Below are 25,620 nucleotides of genomic sequence, written 5' to 3' on the forward strand. Positions count from 1 at the left end.
GGAAGTGTGAATTAGATGAAAAAATCCCAGCTCACTAAGATGGGAAAAAGAACTCTATCTATAATCCTTACTACGACACTTGCAGCAGGTTTAGTTGGTTTTCATGCACCATTGAAAAAAGCTGAAGAAATCCCTGTATTTAAAAAACAAGTTGGCGGGGTTTTTGATGGGATGCCGTTGTTCGACGGAGTTCCAGCACATCTAAATGAATATGTGGATGCTTATTTTGATTACACGGGTCTTGAAGGACCTGCTGTATATGCTACAGGTTCAAGGAACCATTACACACTTCAGCGTGGAGCAAATGCCGGGAAAGTGATTCCTGGCGCTTTATCTGCAGCTGACAATGTTCAGGGGATTTCTACTGATTTCCCGGCTTTAACCGGTATGGGGCAAACCTGGAACAAAGAATTGCTTTCTGATATTGGAAAAGTGATGGGAAGCGAAAAAATCAGTACGTTAAAAGTAAAGCAAGGAGAATCAAACATACATGGTGGTGCAAATGCTTCCGCCACGGTTGCCTTCACAGTTGTCAGCGACATGCGGATCAATCCGCTAAGTGGAAGATTTGATGAAGGTTTTTCAGAAGATCCAAATATGGCTGCTACAATGGTTGATAACATGGCAGCAGGACTTAGCGGTACAGATCAAGCGAAAAGCGATGATGGATTCTGGATGCGTGCAGTGGTAGGAACAAAGCATTTTTCCGTTTATAACGCACAGTGGTTCCGCCAATCCAGCAGTAATAGTGCGAGTGCGCGTTCTATCTTCGAATATCAGACTAAGAGCCCTTTGAAGGCGCTTAGTTCTGGGTCGGTTGGCGGGGTCATGACTTCGTTCGGCCGTACCAACGGAATTCCAAACATTCTTTCTCCTTATCAACGTCACGCGAATAATTTCTCTAAATATGGAGTCTACAGTTCTCCAGATTTTAATGCTGACCAACTGGTGTTCCAAGGTGCGGAAGGGAATGGATACGATACTCAGTATGCCACTGACAGAACGAATGCCACTATTTTAATGGTTTTAGCCAAGGCAAACGCTGGACGTCCAGGTCCAAATGAGCAAAATGCAAAAGATGATGTTGCTGCATTAGTGAATGCCGTTGAACAAGGTAAATACGGTCTAACAAAAGAGGATTTAATTGAAGCAGCACGCCCTCATGTAAACCAAATGGTCCGCGTTGGTATTTTTAATGAAGTGGACGCAAACGGAATTCCTAAGAATTACCCATTTGCCCAAGAGGCTAAGGATGTAAGAGCGGAGCCTGCAACATACAATACTGCTGAGAATCAGCAAGTTGCCTTGCGTGCAGCAGAGGAAAGTATTGTATTGTTAAAAAATGATGGAACACTGCCGCTTACCAAAAATAAGAAGTCTGCAGTTTCGGGAGTTTATGCAGATTCAAGATTTAAAACAACTTACTCAGTTGGAACGACACCAAATATCGAGAACTCAGGGATCTCTCCTTTGCTAGCTATTATTAGAGCAAACGGGGCAAATAACGTGTCCTACTCGTCTGGTGCAAAAGTTGTCGCGTTGAAATCCAAACTAAACGGTCAAATGGTATCCGCTGATGTAAATGCTACGGATGTAACAAAAGGATCTCAACTAATAACAACATCTGATTCCTTTGATTCAAATAATCGTGCCCAATTATTTGAGGTATTTGATTGGGGCCAAAAGGGTTATAGCATACGTTCCCAAAAGAATGGTCTTTGGGTTACTTCTCCGACTACAGCTAATGCAGCTGTTGGAAATACAAATAATACTGCCTTAAACCTAACAAATAATGATTGGGATCTTGCCCAAATGCTCGGTAGTACAAGTACAATCCCGCCTACAATTCGTGTGGAGGATAATTCAGATCACACTGTATCATTAATTGCTAATGGTTACAGGACAGGGTTTACAGGAGATTTCTCGAATTGGTATTATGCAAACGGACGCTTTATTACGACCAGTTCAGATGGAAAACTGAAAACCTCGTCATCAACACTGGAAAACAAAACAAAAGCTGCCAGTCGAAATGATGATGTGAAATTTGAACAAACCGTTGTTAAGGAAGTTGGCTCAGATGCTGTCAAACGAGCAGATACAGACGACTACGCTGTTGTCTTTGTCGGAGCTATCCCGCGTCATAGTGCAGGAGAAGGTACCGATCGCTCTGATTTAAATATGGGTGAAGCTGACTACCAATTAGTTGATAAAGTGTCATCCGCATTTGCTGCAAAGGGTAAAAAGACAGTTGTTGTCGTTAAATCCAGCTTCCCTGTAGGGATGGAAAAGATTCAAAACAATCCAAACGTGTCTGCGATTGTATACCAGCCATATGGGGGACAGTACGATTCATATGCATTGGCTAAGGTTTTGTATGGTGACTATGCACCGACAGGTCGTTTAGCTTCTACATGGTATGCAGATATGTCGGCATTCCCTAAAATTGATAAGTACTCCATTCCTGAAGGGAATACGAGCATTAAGTTGGATGATATTGATCCACGTTATTCATTAGATATGACCAATGCTGACCCAGAGGAATCGAAGCTAACCTACATGTATACAAATGCAAAAGTAACCTATCCATTTGGCTACGGCTTGTCATACAGCAAATTCTCGTATAGCGATTTCAATGTACCAGCAACTGCTAACGGGAATTCACCTTTCAAAGTAACCGTAAAGGTGAAAAATGAAGGGAAGGTTAATACCTCAGAAGTGGTGCAGTTATATGTCAAAAACAAAAAATCAGCATATGGCAGTCATGCTCCACAAAAACAATTGGCAGGATTCGATAAAGTTTCCTTAGCTGCTGGTGAGACAAAGACAGTTACCCTTACGGTTAATCCAAAAGATTTCTCTATCTGGGATGTAAATAAGGGTGATTTCATTGTTGAGGATGGAAACTATGAATTGACGATTGGAAGCTCATCACAAGATATCCGTGCCAAGAAAGAGATAGATATTTCAGGTGATTCACTTGCAGCGCTCCCTGCAAATAAGCCATTTAATGTTTTCGACCATGCATTTTCCGCTAATGAGGTTGTTTATAATGAAGTATCTAAAGCCCGAACAGCTGAAGACTTAAAAGAGAAGAAAGTTGTTGGTGGTTATTATGCAGTGCATTCAAAACAAAACGGTTCATGGGTTGCCTTGCCGAAGTTGGTATTGACTGCCTCGCAGAAAGTGACCGCTTCCGTTGCTTCTGATGCAGTTGGCGGAACAATAACATTGCATGCTGATTCTTTAGATAGTGCTCCTTTTGCTACCATTAATGTACCTACTACTAGTAAGAATACGTACACTATCCAAAATGCAGGAGTAACTGTAAATGAGCTAGGGTACAAGGATGTCACAGTAGATTTAGGAAATAATGCGCCAAAAGGACAGCATACGATCTATGTTCAATTCCATGCACCAGATCTTCGAATTGACAGTCTATCCTTCAAGGTAAAATAAATTAGCCTGATGTGATGAACGAACGGAAAGAGTACATTAAAATGAATGTGTACCACAGCCCTAAGTAAAAGACAAAGGCTGTGGTATTTTAAATTTTCATATTTTAATAAAAATCATTAATTTTTAAATACATATATATAGAAATCCATTTTATTTAGATTTATGATGACAATAAAAAGCAAAAAAGTTAAGTTGTGAAGGAAATAATTTTTACTAAGGTGGACAATCATGAAAAGAGTATTCAGAAGAGTTAGAAATTATTTTCATAGTGATAAAATTAGATATAAATACTTTTTGATTATGCTCTGCCTTTCAATATTGCCCCTTTTATTATTAGGGTTTATTTCCTTTAATATTGCCAAAAATACATTAGTTCAAAATCAAGTAGAAACTACCAGTAATAATCTTCGCACCTCTAGTGAAGTGACGGACCTTTTGTTTCGAAATATTATTAATATGGAACGTGTTATTTCATGGAGCAATAGTGTCAGAGAAGAGTTAATTGACAGCGCAGCCTTTTCGGAAGTTGGTAAAAATGTATTGGACGAGAACACAACCAAACGAATGCAAGATTTAATATCTAGTTATTTTATTGATACGGAAGATATTGATTCGGTTTGTCTATTTGATGTTCATTTTCGCCCTGTATGTTACGGTAATCATAATAGTATAGGCAGTATTGAATTTAATAATAGGTACATGGAAATATCCAAATCAGCTTGGTATAAAAAGAGTGTTAATGCACAAGGAAGGCCCATTTTCTTTAGTTATAATGTTCTAGAAGGGGATAATACCACTTTTTCTTCAGTAAAACAATTACGGGATCCACAAAATGTTTTTAACCCAAAACAAATAGGTATATTAGTTGTTAATATAAAAAAATCAATGTTTTCTAGAGTTTTAAATGATGACAGTAATAGTGTAATGGCCGTTATCGATTCTTCCAATCATGCGGTAAATACTGTATTTATTAATTCTTCAACACTAGATAAAGAGTTGCCGCAGGGTAAGAATACCTTATCGATTTTTCAAAACTTAGAACAAAAAGGTTATTTAATTAGCAGTTATACCAATAACACAACAGGATGGACATTCGCTAATATTACAAAAGAAAAGGTCCTACTAAAACAGTCTAATAAAATTGGCATTATCACAGCTAGTATTTCTGCTATTATTGCGATCATAGCCTTATTAATCTCTTATTTTTTATCTGGAAAAGTTGCGCAGCCATGGGTCCAATTAAAAAAGATGACATTGGATTGGGCCAAAGGATTGTGGGGTTCAGGCCAAGACAATGAATCTGTCACCATTGGGGTAATCGGCGAAACATTCCAAAGAATCACTGTTGAAAATAAAGAACTAAACGAGAGGCTTATTCATTCGCAGTTAAAAGAGCGGGAGGCCGAACTTCGTGCGTTGCAAGCCCAGATAAAACCGCACTTTTTATATAATACGCTGGACTCCATTTATTGGATGGCCATCTTGGAAAACAATAAGGATATTGCGGAGATTGCCATTGCCCTATCACAAAGTTTCAAGCTAAGTTTAAATAATGGAGAAGATTTAATTCCTATTTCAAAGGAATTAGAGCATATTCACCATTATATGACCATTCAAAACCTTCGTTATCAAAACCGGTTTCTTTATATGGAGGATGTTGACTCATCCTTAATGGAAAAACCAATTCTTAAGCTGTTGCTGCAACCCTTTATCGAAAATGCAATCTATCATGGTCTTGAGACAAAAGTTGGAGAAGGGACCATTAAGTTAATAGGAAGAATCTCTGAGGGGTGGATCACCTTTACCATCAGGGATGATGGGGTGGGAATCGATGACATTCAGAAAACGGAAAGCGGCTATGGAATAAAAAATGTACGCGAGAGGCTTAAATTATTTTACGGTGAGGACAGTACCTTGTTTATTTCAAGTAAAGTAAATGAAGGAACCTGTATAGAGATTAGTTTCCGTGATAGCAAAGGGGGAGTAATGGGTGCTAAAAGCCGTGTTATTTGATGATGAATACATTGTTCTTCACGGGTTGCAAAAGATGATAGACTGGTCAAAATACGGAATTGAGCTGGTAGGTACAGCAAGTAATGGATTGGCAGCAATTGATTTAGTTGAAACATATTCCCCAGATATCGTTTTTACTGATATCCGAATGCCTGGAATGAATGGCTTGGAGGTTGTGGAAAAGATTTTAGAAGCTGCACCTGAGATAGTTTGTGTTGTTTTTAGTGGATTCAATGAATTTGAATATGTAAAAAAAGCTATAAAGTTAGGTGTTTCGGATTATCTGGAGAAGCCCATTACCATTCCCATGATAGAGGATACGATCCAAAGAATACTTGAAAAATTACATCATCAAAAAACAGTCCTTTCGTTAGAGGAGAAATGGGAAGACAGTAGAATCGAGCTTGTCCAAAAAGCAACCTTGGATTTACTTCTTCAGGGTGATGAGGTATTGCCGAAATGGAGGAAGAGTTTTGAGGAAGAAGTTAAGGACATTGTGGCGGTTACTGTCTTGGCTCTTTCCGAAAAAGGCCCTGACTTACCGAGCCACCCTTCTTACTTTTCTGTATATATTCGCAATGGTGCAGAGCACCTGCTTGTTATTTTTCATCTGGAAGCAGATTCAACAGAACTGTTGAATCAATTAATATATTGGCCGAATGAACATGGAATAACCATTGGTTCCGGACGAACCTATCCTGATCTTACTGAAGCACCCAAAAGCTACAAAGAAGCATTACAAGCATTACGATATGGACAGTTTATGGAACATGGAGAATGGACACGTTTTGAGGAAATAGGAGAAAATCCCAATATCCCTAGTGATTTATCGGAACTGGAAGAAGCGATCATTTTCTTTTTGCGAACGGGTAACAAGCCAGGACTTTACCAGCAGCTTGAGGAGTTTATAAGCAAAATTCAATTACAGCGATTAAATCCAGACGTGATCGAGCGTGAAATATTAAAACTTATTTACCTCGGATTGGAAGTGGCAAAAGAAACAGGAGAAGATATCTCCCATTTAAGTCAGGGAAATTACTTGCCGCACGTAGACATTAGATTATTGAATACTAAAGAGCAAATGTTTAGTTGGCTAAAGCAGCAAATGGAAATGATCATGGATTGGTTCCTGCTAATTCGAAAGGATAAGAAGCATGATGCCGTAGAAAAAGCATGTACATATATTGAAAAGAATTTTTCTAAAGATTTGACGTTGCAGGATGTTGCGGAGAATGTGGGGATGAATCCAACCTATTTTAGTCTTTTATTTAAGGAAGAAATGAAGCAATCTTATATTAAATATTTGACTAAGCTGCGAATGGAGCGGGCCAAAGAACTTCTAAGGGAAGGGAAAAAGGTAGCGGAAGTTAGTGAAAAAGTAGGTTATCATACTTATCGACACTTCTCCGAATTATTCAAAAAACATGCCGGAGTTAATCCAGGGCAATATCGAGATTCTTTTTAATACTTTTACAGATGAGAGAAAGAGCGGAAATGAGTATGTTGAAAAATAGGAAAATATCTTCAATCATGGTAGGAATACTTCTTCTATTTTCGTTATTGATAGCAGGTTGCAGCACTAACGATGAAAATGGTTCAACACATTCCAACACAAAGGAAGTTACCTTAAGCCTTTTAATTGATAATCAAGCAGATCAAACGGGAATTCGAGCAGTTGCTGCCAAAATTGAAAAGAAATATCATATAAAAACAGATATTGAAACACGTCCAAGCGGAGTGGAAGGTCATCAGGTCATGAAAACCAGATTGGCTACCGGTGATATGGCAGATTTGGTTATTTATAATTCTGGATCTCTTTTGCAATCACTTAATCCGGAGGAATATTTTGTTGATTTGAAAGATGAGTCGTTTATGCGAAAAATAGTACCATCCTTTAAGGATTCAGTTACCGTTAACGGCAAGGTATTCGGGCTTCCAATCGGCAGTGCGATTGCAGGCGGATGGCTCTATAACAAAAAGGTTTATCAAAAGTTAGGCTTAACTGTGCCAAAAACATGGGATGAATTAATCACCAATAGTGAAAAGATTAAAGCCGCTGGTAAAACGGCAGTTATTGGTACTTATAAGGATGATTGGACTTCGCAGTTAATTGTTGTTGCCGATAACCATAATGTTATTTCTGCCGATCCTACCTTTGCAGAAGACTTTTCAGTGAATAAAGCTAAATTTTCTACTACACCTGCAGCATTAAGAAGCTTTGAAAAATTATCGGAGGTGTACCAAAGGGGTTTCTTAAACAAGGACTTTCAAATTGCTACCTTAAATGAGGGCTTGAAAATGCTAATAGATGGGACCGGGGTGCAATATCCAATGTTATCGTCTATGTTAATGGGAATTGCAAAGAAGTACCCAGATAATATGAATGATATCGGATTCTTTCCTCAGCCTGGAGATAGCCCTAAAGAAAAGGGAGTAACGGTCTTTATGCCCGCTGCACTTTATGTAAACAAGAATACGCAGCATTTAGAAGCGGCAAAAAAGTGGTTATCTTTTATTGTATCTGCTGAAGGGGTGAAAACGTTATATGGTGATAAGAGCCCTGTAGGACCGTTTGCCATAAAAGGGTTAATTGATCCCAAAAATGTTATCCCTGCTGTAAAGGATATGTTACCCTATTTTGAAACTGGAAAAACCACGCCGGCCCTGGAATACCTGAGTCCTTTAAAGGGACCTAACTTACCGCAAATTACCATACAAGTAGGCAGTGGAATGATCCCCGCAAAAGCCGGTGCGGAATTATATGATAAAGATGTTGAAAAACAAGCAAAGCAGCTAGGACTTAAAGGCTGGTAGCTATAACTTGAGAAAAAAGTCTTTCCTTCAATACAAAATTGAAAGAAAGATTTTTTTTTATCTAAAAAAAACGGACGTATTTCCAAAAAAAGCACCACTTAAAATATGGTATGAAAGCGCTTAAAATGAAATTAATCACCCAGTATAAATGCCAGAGATATGTATTAGTTAGAACTACATTAAAAAGGGGGAAAAGAGATGATCAGGAATAAAAAGAAAAAGATCGCCTCAATATTGTTAAGTAGTGCACTAATGGCGGGAATATTAGCAGGATGCAGCAGCAAGGAAGAAGCCACTTCAGGTGGTGGCGGCAGTAAAAGTCAAGAAAAGGAAAAACTAACCTTCCTAATTGATAATCAGACACAATTAGATGGTATCAATGCGATTATCGCTGCATTTGAAAAGAAGAATAATATAAAAGTAGAAATTGAGACTCGTCCTGGCGGCTCAGAGGGTGATAATATCATCAAAACTCGCTTAGCAACCGGTGATATGACGGATCTACTATGGAATAACTCAGGTTCACAGTTACAAGCACTAAACCCTGAACAAAATTTTGTTGACCTAAGTAAAGAACCTTTCATGGAAAATATCATGGACGATTACAAACAAGCCGTTTCTGCAAATGGAAAGGTGTTTGGAATTCCGGGGACACCAACCAATGCCGGAGGCTGGTTATATAACAAAAAGGTTTATGCAGAACTTGGTCTTTCCGTTCCTAAAACATGGGATGAGTTAATGGCTAATAATGAAAAAATTAAACAAGCTGGCAAAACGGCTGTAATCGGAACTTATAAAGATACTTGGACATCTCAAGTCATTGTCCTTGCAGATAATTATAATGTCCTTGCTGATAATCCGAATTTCGCAGATGATTTTACAGCTAATAAAGCAAAAATTGCGACTACCCCTGCAGCACTTCGAAGCTTTGAAAAGTTAGCAGACATTTATAAAAAGGGTTATATGAATAAAGATTTCCTTGCAACTGGTTATGATGCAGGCTTAAAAATGTTAGCTGATGGGACTGGTGTACAGTATCCGATGATCACGTTCGCTTTAGCTAATATTGCAGCAACTTCCCCAGGCAAAATGCAGGATATTGGATTCTTCCCACAACCAAGTGACAGTGCTGATAAGAATGGATTAACGGTGTGGATGCCTGCGGGAATCTTTATCAATAAAAATAGTGAACATATCGATGCAGCTAAGAAATTTTTAGAATTCTATGTATCTCAAGAAGGTATTGATCTATATACATCCAAAATCAAACCAACTGGACCGGTTGCGATAAAAGGAATCACGCTTTCAGATGACGTTTACCCTGCAGTAAAGGATATGCAGCCATATTTTGAATCAGGCAAAACAGCTCCAGCTCTTGAATTCCTCAGCCCAGTTAAAGGGCCTAGCCTAGAGCAAATTACAACACAAGTGGGCAGTGGAATTAGCTCAGCTTTAGACGGGGCAAAGCTATACGACAAAGATGTTGAAAAACAAGCAAAACAACTAGGTCTTAAAGGTTGGTAAATATTTATTAATCTATTGATTTATTGGCCCTGACTAGTTTCTAGCAGGGCCAATCTATTAGAAAGAGTTAAAGGGAGGAGAGGAAGATGAATAAGTTAGCTAACAAAACGTATACGTATTACTTCCTTTTACCAGCAGGTATCGTTTATTTTGTCTTTTTCTTGTTGCCGACCATTATGTCACTTTTTTTCAGTATGACTTGGTGGACGTTAACAGATTGGAAGTTTATTGGTTTTGAAAACTTTAAGACATTCTTATCAGAACCATCTTTGAATATTGGTTTTAAGAACACTCTAGTATACGCAGTTGTAACATCAGGTTTGAAAGTCATTCTTGGTCTTTTACTAGGTGTCTTTCTTAGTTCTAAACTGAAAACTGTCGGATTTATTCGTTCGATGATCTTTTTTCCTACATTGTTAAGTACGATTGCAGTAGGTATTGCGTTTACCATGTTAATGCATCCTTCACAGGGACTAATTAATATAGTCCTTAAAGGAATCGGAATTGTTGGGCCTGACTGGTTAGGGAATACGAAAATTGCGCTTGTCTCTGTCGCTTTGGTTGATGTTTGGAAAGGGGTCGGAATGGCGACCGTTATTTTCATTGCTGGAATTATGTCTATTCCAGAAGATTACTATGAAGCACTTATGATGGATGGTGGAAATGCATGGCATAAATTTAAGAGCATCATTTTACCGCTTAGCAGACCAGCGATGAACACAGTTATCATTCTTTCCTTTATTGGAGGCCTACGTTCGTTTGATTTAATCTGGACCATGACAAAAGGAGGACCTGGTTTTAGTACTGACCTGATTGCCTCCATCATATATAAGCAATATCAGGCAGGTTTTTTCGGTCTTTCAACGGCTGGAAATGTTATTTTATTCATCCTCGTTTCTGCGTTAGCCTTCCCTCTTTATGCTTATCTCAATAGTAAAGAGGTGGACTTATAATGAGTAAAGTGGTCATGAGTGAAATCGAAACAAAACCAGTAATGTCAAGGAAAAGTAACGTGAAGATACGTAAAAAACTTTGGAAAGTTCTAGTCGAATGCTTTGCTGTTATAGCTACTTTGGGGATCTTTGGGATACCATTTTATTTTGTTATTATCAATGCCTTTAAAGATGTAAAGGAATCATCACTATTAAATATGGATTGGCCAAAGTCCTTTCATATTATGGAGAATTTCCAAGCTGTTATAAGTGCCAGGGATGGAATGATACTGCGTGCCTTTTATAATAGCGTAATGATTACAGGATTATCGATTATTCTTCTCATCGTACTGGGTGCTGCTGCTGGCTATGTTTTACAGCGTAAAGTATCAAAAGTAACCCCATTTATTAATTTTTTAATTCTTGCGGGGTTGATCATTCCTCCAGCAGTAGTCCCAACAATCTGGGTGCTTCAAGAAATTGGGCTATTTAAAACCATGCCGGGTATTGTCCTTGTTGAGGTAGCATTAAACTTACCATTTACAATTATATTGTATCGGGGCTTTATGGTTACGATTCCTAGATCCCTTGATGAGGCAGCCTTAATAGATGGATGTGGAAGGTTCCGATTATTCCTTAATATTATATTCCCATTGCTGAAACCTGTATCAGCAACCGTAATTGTTTTAACAGCCGTAAGTGTCTACAATGATTTTGTGAATCCATTGTATTTCTTTCCAGGTGCAGAGAATGCCACCTTACAGCTAACACTCTATAATTTTATGAGTATGTACATCACGCAGTGGAATTTACTATTTACTAATATTTTAGTGATCTCTATTCCACCGCTAATCTTATTTATTATCTTTAACAAGAAAATTGTTGCTGGAATGACGGCAGGATCGGTTAAATAAGGAATTACAAAAAATTGAGATTTGATCACAGACCCGATTTCATCCTGTTCAAAGAATGATCGGGTCTTAACTTTGGAGGTAAATCTATGGAATGGAAAGCAAATTGGATATGGGATAATAGCGGGGAACATCCAAGAAATCATTGGACATGTTTCAGACGGATATTTAGTGTTAGCTCGGATTATGAATCTGCCATATTATCAATATCGGCTGATACTAAATATTCGGTCTATATTAATGGTCAACTAATCGGCTCTGGACCTGTCCGTGGCTGGACCTCCGAATGGTATTATGATCAATATGAATTAAGCGGTCTTAGAAAAGGAGAAAATGTGATCGCTGTGTTAGTTAATCATTATGGAATGGGCACGATGCATTATATCGAAGGGCGGGGCGGCTTATTAGCGCAAATTGATTTCTCCTATAATGGCGAGGTGGTTGGCCAGTTGTTGACAGATGAAAGATGGAAGACTGCCAATCATGCTGGATTTATTAAAGAATCTGTCAAAATGTCTAATTGTTTATCCTGGGCAGAAATTTATAATGCAAATCTATTTGATTGTGAGTGGGAACAGCTTCTCTTTGACGACTCAGGTTGGGATGATGCAGAAATAATCGGTTCTTATGGGGTAAGCCCTTGGAAGAGTCTGATTCCTCGGGATATTCCTCATTTAACCAATGAACCCATTTATCCCAAAAGTGTCTTATCTTTAAAAGAAGTGAGACCTGTTTCACAACACTTTTCAATTGATTTAAAACCGACTTTTTTTTCAGGAGAATTGGATTGTAATTCGGGGAAAATTATGCAGGGTTATGTCGTAACTGAACTACACTCTAACGATGAAGCATCAGGAGAAATGACACTCACCTTTGATGCACATGCAGGAGCCAAGTGGGAGTTTTCCCTTAACGGTGAGCAATTCAAAACGCAGAATGGAAAATATGAAAAAGTAAAACTAAGAAAAGGTAGAAATTTATTAATCATTGATGTGGGCGGGTTCTTTCACGAACCAACGATCCATCTGACCTTTAATTTTCCTGAAAATTTAAATTTAATCGCACCATTTAGTCAAAAAGAGACTAAATTCATTGGCTTTGGACCTTTTTATTCAACTACTCAACTGCAGATTGGTAAACAAGTAGAATTAAAGATTCCTGCAGAAAATGAATACTTTCAAATGAAGCAGCTATCATCTATTAGTGAATTAGCACCCTTTAAAAAATGGGCGAAAGTGATCCCAAACAACCATGTTTGTACCGATAATGTAAGCCTGCTTTCGATTTTAAAAAAAGATATAAAAACGTACCCGATAGGATTTGAGCAGCAAAATATGGTCTTGCCGAATCATAGTTTTACACGAGTAGAACCTATGGAAAAAGGTGATCCGGAGTATCTTATTGATTTCGGTAAAGAATACCTTGGCCATATCGAATTTGAAGTAGAGGCTTTACAGGGGACTATTTTTGACTTCTTTTTATTTGAAAGTATCCACAAGGATGGAAAGATCGAACATACCTTTTCATTGAATAATTCATTAAGATATGTTGCAAAGAACGGCCGGCAGGTTTATCGTTCGTTTATTCCTAGAGGTTTCAGGTATATGCTGCTTACAATCAGAAATTTAAAAACCCCTTGTAAAATTTTCAGTATGAAAGTAGATGTAACAACTTTCCCAACTGGAAATATAGGAGTGTTTAGCAGCTCGGACTATCAATTAAACCAAATTTGGGAAATTTCTAAGCATACCGTTCGGATGTGTGCACAAGACACCATCATCGATTGTCCTGCCTACGAACAGGCCCTTTGGACGGGAGATTCGTATAATATTTCCTTAATGAATTATTATACATTTGGAAACTATGACTTAGTAAAACGATGTTTAAGGTTAATTTCTAAATCAGTTTATCGCTCGCCGCTGCCAGAATCCCATGTGCCTAGTGGATGGCAGAATGTCCTAACGGCTTGGTCAATTTTATGGATGAAGGCATGCCGAGAATATTATCGATTTACGGGTGATGTTGAATTTATAAAAGAAGTTTATCCTGAACTAAAGCTTACCGTTCAACGTTTTCAAGAATTTATCAATCAAGATGGATTATTAGAAATTTCTGCTTGGAATATGTTAGATTGGGCACCGATGGATACAGCGCATAATATTGTCACGCATCAAAATGCACTCCTCGTTGATGCACTAAGGCAAACCGCTTATTTAGCGTCCATTATTGGGGAGAATGATGATGAAGTTACCTTCTTAACTTTATCAGATCAATTGAAACGAGCAATTAACAAATACTTATGGGATGAAGAAGAAAAAGTATTTATTGATAGTATTCATGAGGACGGGACACGGTCAAAAATTCATAGTGTTCAAACAAACTTAATTGCCTATCTTACAAATTGTGTGGAAGGGAACCGCAGAAATATTATTGAACAATATATAGTAAATCCGACAGAGGAGTTTGTCCAAATAAAAAGTCCCTTTGTTCTATTTTTCTATTATCAAACATTAATGGAATTAGGGAAAAATGATCTAGTACTCGATAATATTAAAAATGTATATGGTTATATGTTGGAAAATGATGCAACAACATGTTGGGAAGGCTGGGAATTAATTGAGGGAGACTTTAGCCGCAGCCATTGCCATGCCTGGTCAGCAGCACCTACCTATGTGTTTGGAGTTCTCTTCTTTGGCGTAAAACCATTGGAACCTGGTTTTACAAGAGTATCAATTGCACCAAATTTAAATGGACTTAAGTGGATAAAAGGCTCCGTTCCCATTCCACAAGGGAGAATTGATATCTATTGTAAAGATTTAGGTGATTATATTGATATGCAAATCACTCTCCCTGAAGATGTTAAAGCAGAAATATCATCCTCTAAGAATACAAGATTGCTAGTAAATGGTAAGAAAATATCATAAACAAAACAAGCGAAGATTATGATTGATTTTAAATTTGAGCATAAAACCAAAAGAAAACAGACCTTAAAGGTCTGTTTTCTTTTGGTTAATAAGATGATCTGTGACAATAATGTTAATAAAACAAAAATAAACAAAAATATTTTCTTTATTTATGTTGATTTGTGTTTGAATTGGGGTTACTATAAACACATAAAGAAGATAACTAAAGTAATCAAACATAAATCATTATTTTAAAGGGAGAGATTGTACATGAGTTTGAATGTGAGAAATTTAATATATAGAGCACCATTTATCCAGGAAATGATGGAAGCCACCTCTAATTTGTATCGGTTGGGTTGGGATGAACGTAATGGAGGAAATATTAGTTATTTACTAAATGAATTTGAGGTATTACCTTATCTGGATATAGATAGTGTAGTTAGAACAGTACCTATGAATTTTGATGCTTCAGCACTTGCAGGTAGATACTTTGCCGTTACGGGCTCTGGCAAATACTTTAAAAATGTAAAAGACGATCCATCCTCTAACCTGGGAGTTATCCGTATTGGTGAAGATGGAAAAAGCTACGAGATTCTTTGGGGCCTTGAAGATGGCGGAGTGGCAACTAGTGAACTTCCCACACATCTAATGAATCATATGAAACGGTTAGAAGCAGACAAAAACCACCGTGTGATTATGCATTGCCACGCAACTAATTTGATTGCGATGACATTTTCACATAGCTTGAAGGAAGAAGACTTTACCAAAACCCTCTGGGAAATGTGTACGGAATGTATTGTTGTTTTCCCTGATGGTGTAGGTGTCATTCCTTGGATTATTCCAGGAACAAATGAAATTGGCGAAGCAACTGCAGAAAAAATGGAACATACACGCCTTGTCATCTGGCCGCACCATGGTATCTTCGGAGCAGGAACAACAATGGATGAAACTTTTGGCCTAATTGAAACAGCTGAAAAAGCAGCCCAGGTTTATACCTTTGTATGTGCTCAAGGCGGAAAAAAACAAACGATTACGGACCAACAGCTTCAAGACCTTGCTGACGCATTCCATGTTGTACCTAGAACAGGAATCTTAAATTTATAAAATGGATTTACGATTAGGGGGCATAACGTCCCTTAATTTTAAAAATAAATATGTGAAATAGTGAACATAAAAAGGAGGAAGAATTGTGAGTGTTTATTACGTACCTAGTACAAACCTAATGGGCAGAGGATGTTTAAAGGAGTTAGCGCCGCTTGTAATAGATCTTGGATTTAAAAAGGCAATGGTTGTTACGGATAAATTTTTAAATCAAAGCGGAGTGGCTGGTAAAGTTCTAGCAGAATTAGAATCAATTAATCTTGAATATATAGTATATGATGAAGTAAAGCCAAACCCAACCATTGAAAACGTCTATACTGGTGTAGATGTGTTTAAAACAAGCGAATGTGATGTACTCATTTCCGTGGGCGGCGGTTCCCCACAAGATACAGCAAAAGCGGTCGGTCTTTACGTAACCAATGGTGGAGACATCCGAGATTATGAGGGAGTAAACAAAACAAAAAATAAATCTATCCCAATCATTGCCGTCAATACGACTGCAGGTACATCAAGCGAATTTACAATCAACTATGTGATTACCGATAAAGAACGTGAAGTTAAAATGGTTATGGTTGATAAAAACAGCCTGGTGACCATATCTGTTAATGACCCTGAATTAATGCTCGATAAGCCAGCAGCCTTAACAGCCGCAACTGGTATGGATGCTCTAACACATGCAATCGAGGCAATTGTTACTCCAGGTGCATATGCAGTAACGGATGCGACTGCTCTTGCAGCGGTTGAAATTATCTTTAATTATTTACCTCGTGCTGTTAAGAACGGTCATGATATTGAAGCCCGTGAACAGATGACGTACGTTATGTTCCTAGGCGGAATTGCTTTCAATAATGCCGGTCTTGGTTTTGTGCATGCGATGGCCCACCAGCTTGGCGGCGTTTATGATTTACCGCATGGTGTTTGTAACGCAATGCTTCTTCCTATCGTGGAAAGAGAAAATGCTAAACGAGACCCAAGGAAATTCCGTGTGATTGCAAAGGCCGCCGGGCTTGAAGTAGCTGGTAAAACGGATGTGCAATGTGCAGAAGAGGTAATTGCAGCGATCAAGGCTCTATCAAAAGAAGTTGGAATTCCAAGTAAGCTAGCAGAACTAGGTGTGGATGAAGTGGATTTAGACAAACTTGCTGTTAACTCTTTAAAAGATGCTTGTGCACCAGGAAATCCATTTCAGCCTACAAAAGATGAAGTCATTGCCATGTTTGAGGAAATACTATAGTTTAGAGGTATAATCAGAGATAAGAACTATAGTAATATATGATATAATGTTAAGAGGCCAAGCTAATTATAATGGCCTCTTCTTTCTATTTCTTATTTGTTTTATATGTGAGGTGCTGAACATAAATACGTACTTAAGGTTATTAGGTTTTTTTTTATTAGTTATTTTTGTAAGCGGTTGCGTTTTTGATTCTTCAACTACAGGAAAATATCAAATTATTTATAACGGTGATCAAAAGAAAGTGCAAAAACAAAAAATAAGTAGAAAAGAAGATTACACAATTGCCATTGTTCCGAAAGTAAGTGGGATTCCTTATTTTAATGCGGTAAAAGAGGGGGCTATTGAAGCTGGGGCGGACTTAAACCTAAATGTTCTTTTTGAAGGTCCACCTATTGCCGATTGGAAGCAACAGCGAAATATTATTGAAGATTTTATTCAAAGAGATGTTGACCTTATTGCAGTTTCAGCCAATGACCCAGAAAGATTAGGGCCTATCTTACAAAAGGCAAGAGAAAAAGGAATAAAAGTCATTACCTGGGATTCGGATACAGACCCCAAATACCGAGAACTATTCATTAATATGGTGGACCCGGAAAATCTTGGCCGGCATTTAATGGATAATTTAGCTTCCCAGATGGGGGAAAAAGGTGAGTATGCAATTTTGACAGGTTCACATGCTGCCGCTAATTTATCAGAGTGGATGAACTATATAATTGAGCAGCAAGAAGAAGTCTATCCCAAAATGACATTAGTAGAAGTAGTTGAGACGGAAGATAATCCCCAAAAATCATACTTGGATGCTGAAAAGCTATTAAAAACATATCCAGACTTGAAAGGGATATTAGGCAGTTCATCTGTAGGTCCACCTGCAGCTGCACAGGCAGTTCAGGATGTGGGAAAGGCAGGGAGGGTCACAATTACAGGACTCTCCACACCTAATTTAATGCGGACGTATTTAAAAAATGGTTCATCTCAAATGATCACATTATGGAGTCCTAAAAAGCTAGGTTATTTAACTGTTAGTTTAGCCAAAGAACTACTTAATGGTGATAAGCTTAAGGATGGTCAGCATATCGCAAAAGTCGGCAACATTAAAATTAAAGGTGACTCTGTGATTATGGGACTGCCAATTGATTTTACAAGGGAGAATATTGACCAATATGATTTTTAAGCTTATTGAAAAAATAAAATTAAGAAACTCCCGGCTATCAACGAAACTAATGATTACCTATATTTTGTTAACAGCAATTCCGATGGCGCTATTAGGTGTTCTTGCTTATTATGAATATACAAAATCAATTGAAGAAAAAGTGGGGGAATATATCCCAAAACTTTTAAAGCAAGCAAATAATAATATTGAAAACAATCTCGGTGAGTTAGAGCGACTCCCGGAATTAATCAATAGTTCAAGTGACGTTATGTCGATTCTAAGAGATAGCAGCTTTAAGAATCAATCCAAATTACATCAGGACCAATTTGTTGTAGAAAGTTTCTTAACAAGCACTTATCTTGATAATAGTTCAGAAATCTTGGGGGCGTTCCTTTTATCTAAAAATCGGTCATTTGTGAGCACGCGCTTACCTTATGAGGGATTTAATCTTGAAAATCTAACTCTACCGTATGGGGAAGAACACGCGTTAGGGGAGAAAGTGGAACTCATCCTGCCTAAACAAGCAAGTTTAGAGTTTGAAGGGAATCCCCCCTACATATTACTAATGAAACAGGTTACAGATTTTGATAACAGAAAATCGCTCGGTACCCTCTTTTTAGCCGTTAAATTATCTTTTATTAAAGATGTTTTAGCAGATTTAGAGGGAGAAAAAAATGCTGCCATGTGGGTCATGGATGATAATGGACAGGTTATTTTTCATACCGATCCCTCAAAAATTGGCTCTGTTTTCAGTGAACTAAAGGACTATCCGTTGATTAACGGAAGTTTTCAGACAGAGGCAGGTCAAGAAAAAACTCTCATTAGTGTAAATAAATCTGTTCGCCATAAATGGATTTTAGTTCATAGTATTCCATTAAGATATCTAACGATGGGTACGGATATGGTCCGAAATGTAATCGTTTTAGCTTTTTTTACTCTTGTCATTATTACGAGCCTCATATCGGTTTTTCTTGCCTGGACAGTCACCAAACCGATTAAAAAGCTGGGAAATTTAATGCAAGAGGTGAAAGAGGGCAACCTTAGTGTTTCGATTCCGATTACTTCAAAAGATGAGGTCGGTACCCTGGCACAGAGTTTTGATTCGATGCTCACAGAAATTAGGGAATTAATTCAAAAAAATTATTCGATTGAAATTCGTCAAAAAAACGCCGAACTATACGCACTGCAATCGCAAATTAACCCACATTTTATGTACAATACGCTGCAGACGATTAGTATGGCAGTAGAGGATGGTGAATCTGAAACGGTCGTTGAAATGGTCACTCTCTTAGGAAGAATGCTTCGTTATTCTTTAAGTAATAAAGAACGACTTGTACCGATTTCCCAGGAAGTCGATCATATTCAGGACTTTTTAAAAATTCAAAAATACCGTTTTGAAGAAAGAATTACTTACGGAATTCATACAGAGTTAGATTCAAGCGCCTATTTTACACCCAAATTTATTTTACAGCCTATCGTGGAGAATTCTATCAAGTATGGATTGGAGAAAAGGAAAGGGCTTAATATTCAAATTCTAGTAAGAGAAATTATAAATGATCAAGGAAAAATAGATATTTTATTTTCGCTTCGAGATAATGGTCCAGGCATTAATGAGGAAAAGTTAATAGAATTAAATCACAAATTGCAATCAGATCCCATGGGGAAACGAGAGTCCGGTTTTGGTATTTTGAATGTCCATGCCCGGGTGATGATGATGTTCGGAGACCAATATGAATTGAAAGTAAATAGTTCCATTGATAAAGGGACAGAGATTACAATAAAAATTCCAGCCATTTTTAAAAGTGAGATTTCAAACTATTTAGGGGCTCAAGAGGATGGTGATGAAAAATGACAAAAATCAAAACGGTTATTGTTGATGATGAGGGAAGAATCCGCCGGGGGATTGAACGAATGGTTCGCTCGTTAGGTGAAGAATGGGAAATCGTCGGTACATTTTCGGATGGATTAGAAGTTTATGAAGCGGTTTTAAATCATTCAATTTCATTTGACCTGCTTATTTCTGACATTAGGATGCCTGAAATGGATGGATTAACCTTAAATAAAAAACTTAAAAGTTATCTTTCATTTCTAACCATTTTTATAAGTGGCTATGATGATTTTGAATATTTGCAAACTGCTCTCCGGGATGGAGCCGTTAATTATATCCTGAAGCCGATTGACAAAGAGCAATTTCAAATACAAATGGATGAAGTGAAACAAAAGATTGAGAAGGATTATGAGGAAAAGCAGGAATGGCTTAGCATCCAAGAAAAAGCATCCCAACTGGAGTATACTAAGCAGCTTCAGCTATTAAGCGAAATGACCTGGAAGGAGGAAAAGGATATTGCTTATCTTGATTGGATACGGAAGTTTCCAAACGGTTGTTTTCAATTAATTTATATTAGTGTTGACCAGATCTTTTCGCAAACAAGAGAATTCTCACCTGAGGATTGGAAAACATGGTCGAAAGCAGTCGAAGCTATTTTAGTAGAAAAAGTTGCTGCTTTTACTCAAGTTCAAAAGATTAATAGCTGGTGGTGGCGGGGCAGTAAGTTCAGTTATTGGTTATTAATATCCCGGGAAGACAACGAGGATAATCAAGTGTTTTTATCGTTATCCAGCCGATTTGCTGAAGAGCTTAGAGTTTCCATTCACCAATGTACCCCTTTTACAGCATCTATTGCTTTAGGGGATGAATTTAATGATCTAGCTTTATTTTGTATTATGAAAAACCAACTCCTTGCCTTGCTTCAGTTTCGAATTATTCAAGGAGGGAATCAAGTCTTTCAAGCTGATTTGTTTGAGGGACTCAAGGCTCAAAAATCAAAGGGAATCTCTTCCTCTATCCTAAAGTATACAGAACAAGTGACCAACTCTTTTACTCAAGGGAGAAAGGATGCCTTACTTCAATCATTACAGGGGTTTTTTCGTGAGATAGAAACGATATCATCACCTGTTATGATCAATGAAGCGGTTCATTACCTATTAATCGGGATCGCTAATCATTGGATTGAAAACGATGGTTATAGTGAGGAACCAGACTTACTATCAGATGCCTTAACTATCACGAATCACGCAGCAAACTTTGTCCAGCTTAAAGATAATGTAAAACTATGGATTTTACATGTCATGGAGAAAATGGCTGATTTGAAAAAAGAACGGCAAAATCCTATTCAAGTTGCGAAAGAGTGGATTAGAAATAATCTGGGAGAAAATATTACAATAAAAAAAATCGCACAGCAAGTCTATATGAATCCCAACTACTTTTGTGATTATTTTAAAATCCAAACGGGAGAAACGATTTTAGATTATGTCACAACCGCCAGGCTTGAAAAAGCAAAGGAATTACTAGAAAAGACAGATTTAAAAATTTATGATATATCCTTATCTGTCGGCTATCAAGATACGAAATATTTTAGTCGTTTATTTAAACAATGGTTAGGTCAAACACCTTCACAATTCAGGGATCAGTCCATTAAATTGGCAGCAAACAAATAAAAGGTTTGTGATAGTCAAGGAGTATTATTCTCCTTGGCTTTTTTTTAAACAGATTAAAAAGTATAAATTGATTAAGATATGTCCAGCTCCAGCGCTTTCTTATTTTGTAATCCCTTTCAAATATCTGAATAATATCACCCCAAACTGAATTTTGTCTCCTACAAGTAAGCGTTTTATATAGGTATAGTTTAACTATAAAAGAAATTATGGAAAGGAAAAATAATATGATCAGAAAAGCGAGTATCATGTTTGTCCATCGTGATTGTTATGATGAATACAAGCGCCGTCATGATGAAATATGGCCAGAGATGGTAGCAGAATTAAAGGTTCATGGTGCACATAATTATTCCATTTTCCTTGATAAAGAGACTAGTAGATTATTTGCTTATCTAGAACTCGAGGATGAAGAGAAATGGCTGCAAATGTCTGAAACAACGATCTGTAAAAAATGGTGGGCTTATATGGAGCCACTAATGGAAACAAATGCCGATAATAGCCCTGTTTCTATTAATTTAGAAGAAGTCTTTTATTTAGAATAATTGCCTTCGTACTTTCAATTCGAGAATTAATGGCAAAAATGAAACCGCGTGCTTATTTGGAGTAAAAATAATTATTAGGAGGTAGTACAATGGCTAAAATTGGTGCTAAAAAAACCACTGGCTGGAAAGCCACCATATCTGTTGCGATGGCAAACTATATTGAAGCTGGTTCCATTATTGCGGCAGCAAGTAGTTTAACAATGTGGCAGGCATACCTGCATTTAGATAATATAGCAGTGGGTCTGTTAAGTGCATTAAGTGCGAATGCATTTGGGGCTGCGGTGGGAGCATTGTTTGGTGGTTATTTATGTGACAAATATGGTCGGAAATTTATTTATACCTATGACCTTCTGGCTTATATGCTTGGAGTTTTATTAATAGCCGTTTCCGTTAACTTTCCAATGCTATTAGTAGGAACCATTATAACAGGGATTGCAGTAGGTGCAGGGGTACCAGCCTCATGGACATACATTGCAGAGGAAGCGCCTGCTGATAAAAGAGCTGCACATGTGGGTACTGCACAGTTAGCATGGTCGACTGGTCCAGCGATTACCTTTTTACTAGCAGTCTTGCTTGCTCCACTAGGGTTATTAGGAAGCCGAATTATTTTTATCCACTTATTAATCATTGCATTTATTACATGGTACATCCGACAAGGCTTATCCGAATCAGCGCTCTGGAAAGAGGGTAAAGAACGAGAAGCTAAAGAAGGAATCAGCGATAATAAAGGGATCCTAAAACAATTACTCAGTTTAAGACCAAATCGCGAAGCATTATTTCTTTTAATCGGAATTTATTTATTCTGGAATTTAACAGCTGGCGCGATGGGCTATTTCATGCCATATATTTACCAAAATGTTGGTGGATTAACAGGTACACAAGCGAATTTACTTCAGGTACTTCTCTGGAGTCTAACCGTTGCAACTACTTATTTTGTATTTATGAAATTAGGAGACAAATTTAGCAGACGTGCATTGTTTGGAATAGGAGCTGTGATGGGCATTGCTGCATGGTTAATTCTAACCTTTACGGGAATGAACTGGTTTTCACTCTTTGCTTTTGTTCTACTTTGGGGAAGTGCTGCCGGTTTCGGTGCCCAAGCGTTCTACGGTTTGTGGGCTAGCGAATTATTTCCAACGAAATACCGTGCTGGTGCTCAAGGTATCATGTACTTCTTAGTAAGACTTGGCATTGCCATCTGGTCATTTATTTTACCAACAGTTATGGATAAATTAGGATTTAAAACAGCTGGTATTGTAATGCTTGTTTTCTTAGCAATTCATTGTGTCATTGGTATTCTTCTTGCTCCGAATACGAATGGAAAATCATTAAAACAAATTGAAGAAGAGAGGTTTGGAAAACCAAAAGCAATTAAAGGCAAAGCTATATAATTGAATAATGTTAACTTAACCTGGGTTCAACTTTTCGTTGGTCCAGGTTTTTAAATTTAAAGTTCCTGCATTTATTTTTCAGGTAGTTCCCCCTAATATGATATGATTTGGCTTAAATAAGAAAAATTGTATTTAGAAAAAGGTGAGTCAAATTGAACCAGGACCTTTTAGACGAGCTTCTCGAGGAAACGGATGAAGAAAAACTCATTCTCGATCAGCGCAAGAATGTAAGTAAAGAACTTTACACAAGTAAGACAAACTTTATTATAGAGAGTGAAAAATTCCTTAGTAAAGACAAAATGATCATGGTGCGAAAGCACACCCGTTTTGTGGATTTCCCTTTGCATAAGCACGACTATATTGAGATTAATTATGTCTATAATGGTGAACTGAAGCAAACGGCCGGAGGCAGACCCATTACCTTGAAAAAAGGGGAATTGTTATTACTAAATCAGCATATTGAACATGAAATTAAAGCATGTGCCAAAGAGGATATCGTTATAAACTTTATCATTCGTCCTGCCTTTTTTGATTTTATTTTTTCGTTCCTAAATTCAGGTAACATTGTGAGTGATTTTCTAATCAGCGGTCTCTATAACAACACGCAAAATGGACAATTCCTGTATTTTAAAGTGGCTGATGTTGAGCCTATCCAGGATTTGATTGGGAAAATTATTTATGAAATCATGCATCCTTCTGCTTTTTCTGAATCCACCATTAAGCTTTATATGGGTCTATTGATGATTGAGCTGATAAAGAATACGGACCTGGTGGAAAGAAAAGAAGATGCATCGATGAATCACTATTTAGTGGTCGAGTCGCTTCAATACATTGAAGAACATTACAAAAATGCCTCTTTATATGAGTTGGCTGGTAAACTAAATCAATCTCACTATGGGCTAAGTAAAACAATAAAAAAAGCAACCTCTCATACCTTCAAAGAATTTCTACAGGAAAGACGGTTAGGAAAAGCAAAAGAATTATTAGAGACTACTGATATGTCCATTTCTTCAGTTGTAGAAGAGGTCGGCTATGATAATATCAGCTATTTTTATCGTATTTTCAAAGGAAGGTATGGCCAGACACCAAAAGAATTCAGAGAACAGGCAGGAAAAGAGAAAACATAACGGGCATTAATGAAAGTTTGAATAAATGGTACACGCTTTCATTGTGGGGTATAATGAAGGGAAAGTAGAAGGGAGGATTTTAGTTGAAATACATAAGCATTGCAAATACAGATCTTCAAGCATCAAACATTATTATGGGGAATATGCGCTTGCCACAACTTTCTATTGCTGAAGCAGAGACCTTAATACGTTCTGCCATGGAAGAGGGAATTAATTTCTTTGATCACGCTGATATCTATGGGAAGGGTAAATCGGAGGAGATTTTTTCTGAAGCAATTCAAATGAATTCTTCCATTCGCGAAAAGATGATTTTACAGAGTAAATGCGGCATTCGTAATGGCTACTTTGATTTTTCAAAAGAGCATATTATTGAATCAGTGGATGGAATCTTAGAGAGGTTAAATACCGAATATCTTGATATTCTCCTCCTTCATCGTCCTGATCCATTAATGGAACCTGCTGAGGTAGCAGAAGCATTTGAAGAACTCCACACGAGCGGGAAGGTTAGATATTTTGGAGTTTCCAATCATAATCCTGCTCAGGTAGAACTATTGCAAAAGTACACTTCACATAAGTTAGTTGTGAATCAACTACAGTTGAGTATTGCCCATACACCAATAATTGATTCAGGGGTTACCCTTAACATGAAGGTGGACCAAGCGATTAACCGCGACATGAGTGTTTTGGAGTATTGCCGTTTAAACGACATTACCATCCAGGCCTGGTCGCCTTACCAGCATGGCTTCTTTGGCGGGTCTTTTTTAGGTGATTTAGAGCACTATCCGGAGCTGAACGAGGTAGTCGACAGTATCGCCGCAAAATATGGTGTGACCAATACAGCCATTGCGACGGCATGGATCACACGGCACCCGGCTAACATTCAGGTGGTGCTTGGAACAACTAAAATTGAACGCCTCAAAGACGCGTGTCAAGGCTCTGATATTCGATTAACAAGAGAAGAATGGTATCAGATATATAAAGCTGCAGGCAATATGATCCCATAAGTTATAGGAACAGAAAACGGGCT

17 protein-coding genes are annotated in these 25,620 nt (G+C 37.6%); all 17 read left to right on the top strand.

The features are described from left to right. Nucleotides 1-15: 15 nt before the first annotated feature. The 17 genes from L1999_RS07335 (at nt 16) to L1999_RS07415 (ending at nt 25,597) form a co-directional block, all read left to right on the top strand. Nucleotides 16-3,456 carry a glycoside hydrolase family 3 C-terminal domain-containing protein gene (locus tag L1999_RS07335; protein WP_235742952.1) on the top strand — a complete coding sequence of 1,147 codons (3,441 nt, stop codon included), beginning with the start codon at nt 16-18 and terminating at the stop codon, nt 3,454-3,456. A gap of 228 nt (nt 3,457-3,684) precedes the next feature. After that, nucleotides 3,685-5,469, top strand: a complete 1,785-nt coding sequence (locus L1999_RS07340; protein ID WP_235742953.1) for a sensor histidine kinase — start codon at nt 3,685-3,687, stop codon at nt 5,467-5,469. After that, nucleotides 5,447-6,934: a response regulator gene (locus L1999_RS07345; RefSeq protein ID WP_235742954.1), complete on the top strand. Its 1,488-nt coding sequence runs from the start codon at nt 5,447-5,449 to the stop codon at nt 6,932-6,934. Before L1999_RS07340 ends, L1999_RS07345 begins: the two co-directional genes overlap by 23 nt. A gap of 35 nt (nt 6,935-6,969) precedes the next feature. Further along, on the top strand, nt 6,970-8,283 hold the full coding sequence (locus L1999_RS07350) for an ABC transporter substrate-binding protein (protein WP_235742955.1): 1,314 nt from the start codon (nt 6,970-6,972) through the stop codon (nt 8,281-8,283). Nucleotides 8,284-8,481: 198 nt separating this feature from the next. Then, nucleotides 8,482-9,807 (top strand): ABC transporter substrate-binding protein, encoded by a 1,326-nt coding sequence (locus L1999_RS07355; RefSeq protein ID WP_345790883.1) that lies wholly within the window; start codon nt 8,482-8,484, stop codon nt 9,805-9,807. An 86-nt stretch (nt 9,808-9,893) separates the two neighbouring features. Beyond that, on the top strand, nt 9,894-10,760 hold the full coding sequence (locus L1999_RS07360; RefSeq protein WP_235742956.1) for a carbohydrate ABC transporter permease: 867 nt from the start codon (nt 9,894-9,896) through the stop codon (nt 10,758-10,760). Nucleotides 10,761-10,801: 41 nt separating this feature from the next. After that, nucleotides 10,802-11,653: a carbohydrate ABC transporter permease gene (locus L1999_RS07365; protein ID WP_430540025.1), complete on the top strand. Its 852-nt coding sequence runs from the start codon at nt 10,802-10,804 to the stop codon at nt 11,651-11,653. 86 nt (nt 11,654-11,739) lie between these two features. After that, nucleotides 11,740-14,574, top strand: a complete 2,835-nt coding sequence (locus L1999_RS07370) for a family 78 glycoside hydrolase catalytic domain (RefSeq protein WP_235742958.1) — start codon at nt 11,740-11,742, stop codon at nt 14,572-14,574. 249 nt (nt 14,575-14,823) lie between these two features. Then, nucleotides 14,824-15,657, top strand: a complete 834-nt coding sequence (gene rhaD, locus L1999_RS07375) for a rhamnulose-1-phosphate aldolase (RefSeq protein ID WP_235742959.1) — start codon at nt 14,824-14,826, stop codon at nt 15,655-15,657. Between the two features lie 85 nt (nt 15,658-15,742). Next, the gene (locus L1999_RS07380) at nt 15,743-16,888 is read left to right on the top strand and encodes an iron-containing alcohol dehydrogenase (protein WP_275677434.1); all 1,146 of its coding nucleotides are present in this window, start codon (nt 15,743-15,745) and stop codon (nt 16,886-16,888) included. 241 nt (nt 16,889-17,129) lie between these two features. Continuing rightward, entirely contained in the window at nt 17,130-18,059 is a 930-nt protein-coding gene (locus L1999_RS07385; RefSeq protein WP_235742960.1) for an autoinducer 2 ABC transporter substrate-binding protein, read from the top strand. Continuing rightward, on the top strand, nt 18,049-19,890 hold the full coding sequence (locus tag L1999_RS07390; RefSeq protein WP_235742961.1) for a cache domain-containing sensor histidine kinase: 1,842 nt from the start codon (nt 18,049-18,051) through the stop codon (nt 19,888-19,890). The genes L1999_RS07385 and L1999_RS07390 overlap by 11 nt, the downstream gene beginning before the upstream one ends. Further along, the gene (locus L1999_RS07395) at nt 19,887-21,536 is read left to right on the top strand and encodes a response regulator transcription factor (RefSeq protein WP_235742962.1); all 1,650 of its coding nucleotides are present in this window, start codon (nt 19,887-19,889) and stop codon (nt 21,534-21,536) included. The genes L1999_RS07390 and L1999_RS07395 overlap by 4 nt, the downstream gene beginning before the upstream one ends. A gap of 224 nt (nt 21,537-21,760) precedes the next feature. After that, complete coding sequence (rhaM, locus tag L1999_RS07400) at nt 21,761-22,075, top strand: L-rhamnose mutarotase (protein WP_235742963.1); 315 nt, start codon at nt 21,761-21,763, stop codon at nt 22,073-22,075. Between the two features lie 89 nt (nt 22,076-22,164). Beyond that, nucleotides 22,165-23,466, top strand: a complete 1,302-nt coding sequence (locus tag L1999_RS07405) for an MFS transporter (protein ID WP_235742964.1) — start codon at nt 22,165-22,167, stop codon at nt 23,464-23,466. Nucleotides 23,467-23,618: 152 nt separating this feature from the next. Beyond that, nucleotides 23,619-24,593: an AraC family transcriptional regulator gene (locus tag L1999_RS07410; protein WP_235742965.1), complete on the top strand. Its 975-nt coding sequence runs from the start codon at nt 23,619-23,621 to the stop codon at nt 24,591-24,593. 83 nt (nt 24,594-24,676) lie between these two features. After that, entirely contained in the window at nt 24,677-25,597 is a 921-nt protein-coding gene (locus tag L1999_RS07415) for an aldo/keto reductase (protein ID WP_235742966.1), read from the top strand. The last annotated feature ends 23 nt before the right edge of the window (nt 25,598-25,620 follow it).

This window comes from Neobacillus drentensis (assembly GCF_021560175.1).
GTDB classification, from domain to species: domain Bacteria; phylum Bacillota; class Bacilli; order Bacillales; family Cytobacillaceae; genus Neobacillus; species Neobacillus drentensis_A.

Bases quoted from the DNA above. Each gene is read 5' to 3' on its own strand.
- L1999_RS07335 (WP_235742952.1), top strand. From the start codon at position 16: ATGAAAAAATCCCAGCTCACTAAGATGGGAAAAAGAACTCTATCTATA.
- L1999_RS07395 (WP_235742962.1), top strand. From the start codon at position 19,887: ATGACAAAAATCAAAACGGTTATTGTTGATGATGAGGGAAGAATCCGC.
- rhaD (WP_235742959.1), top strand. From the start codon at position 14,824: ATGAGTTTGAATGTGAGAAATTTAATATATAGAGCACCATTTATCCAG.
- L1999_RS07365 (WP_430540025.1), top strand. From the start codon at position 10,802: ATGTCAAGGAAAAGTAACGTGAAGATACGTAAAAAACTTTGGAAAGTT.
- L1999_RS07340 (WP_235742953.1), top strand. From the start codon at position 3,685: ATGAAAAGAGTATTCAGAAGAGTTAGAAATTATTTTCATAGTGATAAA.
- L1999_RS07355 (WP_345790883.1), top strand. From the start codon at position 8,482: ATGATCAGGAATAAAAAGAAAAAGATCGCCTCAATATTGTTAAGTAGT.
- L1999_RS07390 (WP_235742961.1), top strand. From the start codon at position 18,049: ATGATTTTTAAGCTTATTGAAAAAATAAAATTAAGAAACTCCCGGCTA.
- L1999_RS07405 (WP_235742964.1), top strand. From the start codon at position 22,165: ATGGCTAAAATTGGTGCTAAAAAAACCACTGGCTGGAAAGCCACCATA.
- L1999_RS07360 (WP_235742956.1), top strand. From the start codon at position 9,894: ATGAATAAGTTAGCTAACAAAACGTATACGTATTACTTCCTTTTACCA.
- rhaM (WP_235742963.1), top strand. From the start codon at position 21,761: ATGATCAGAAAAGCGAGTATCATGTTTGTCCATCGTGATTGTTATGAT.
- L1999_RS07370 (WP_235742958.1), top strand. From the start codon at position 11,740: ATGGAATGGAAAGCAAATTGGATATGGGATAATAGCGGGGAACATCCA.
- L1999_RS07350 (WP_235742955.1), top strand. From the start codon at position 6,970: ATGTTGAAAAATAGGAAAATATCTTCAATCATGGTAGGAATACTTCTT.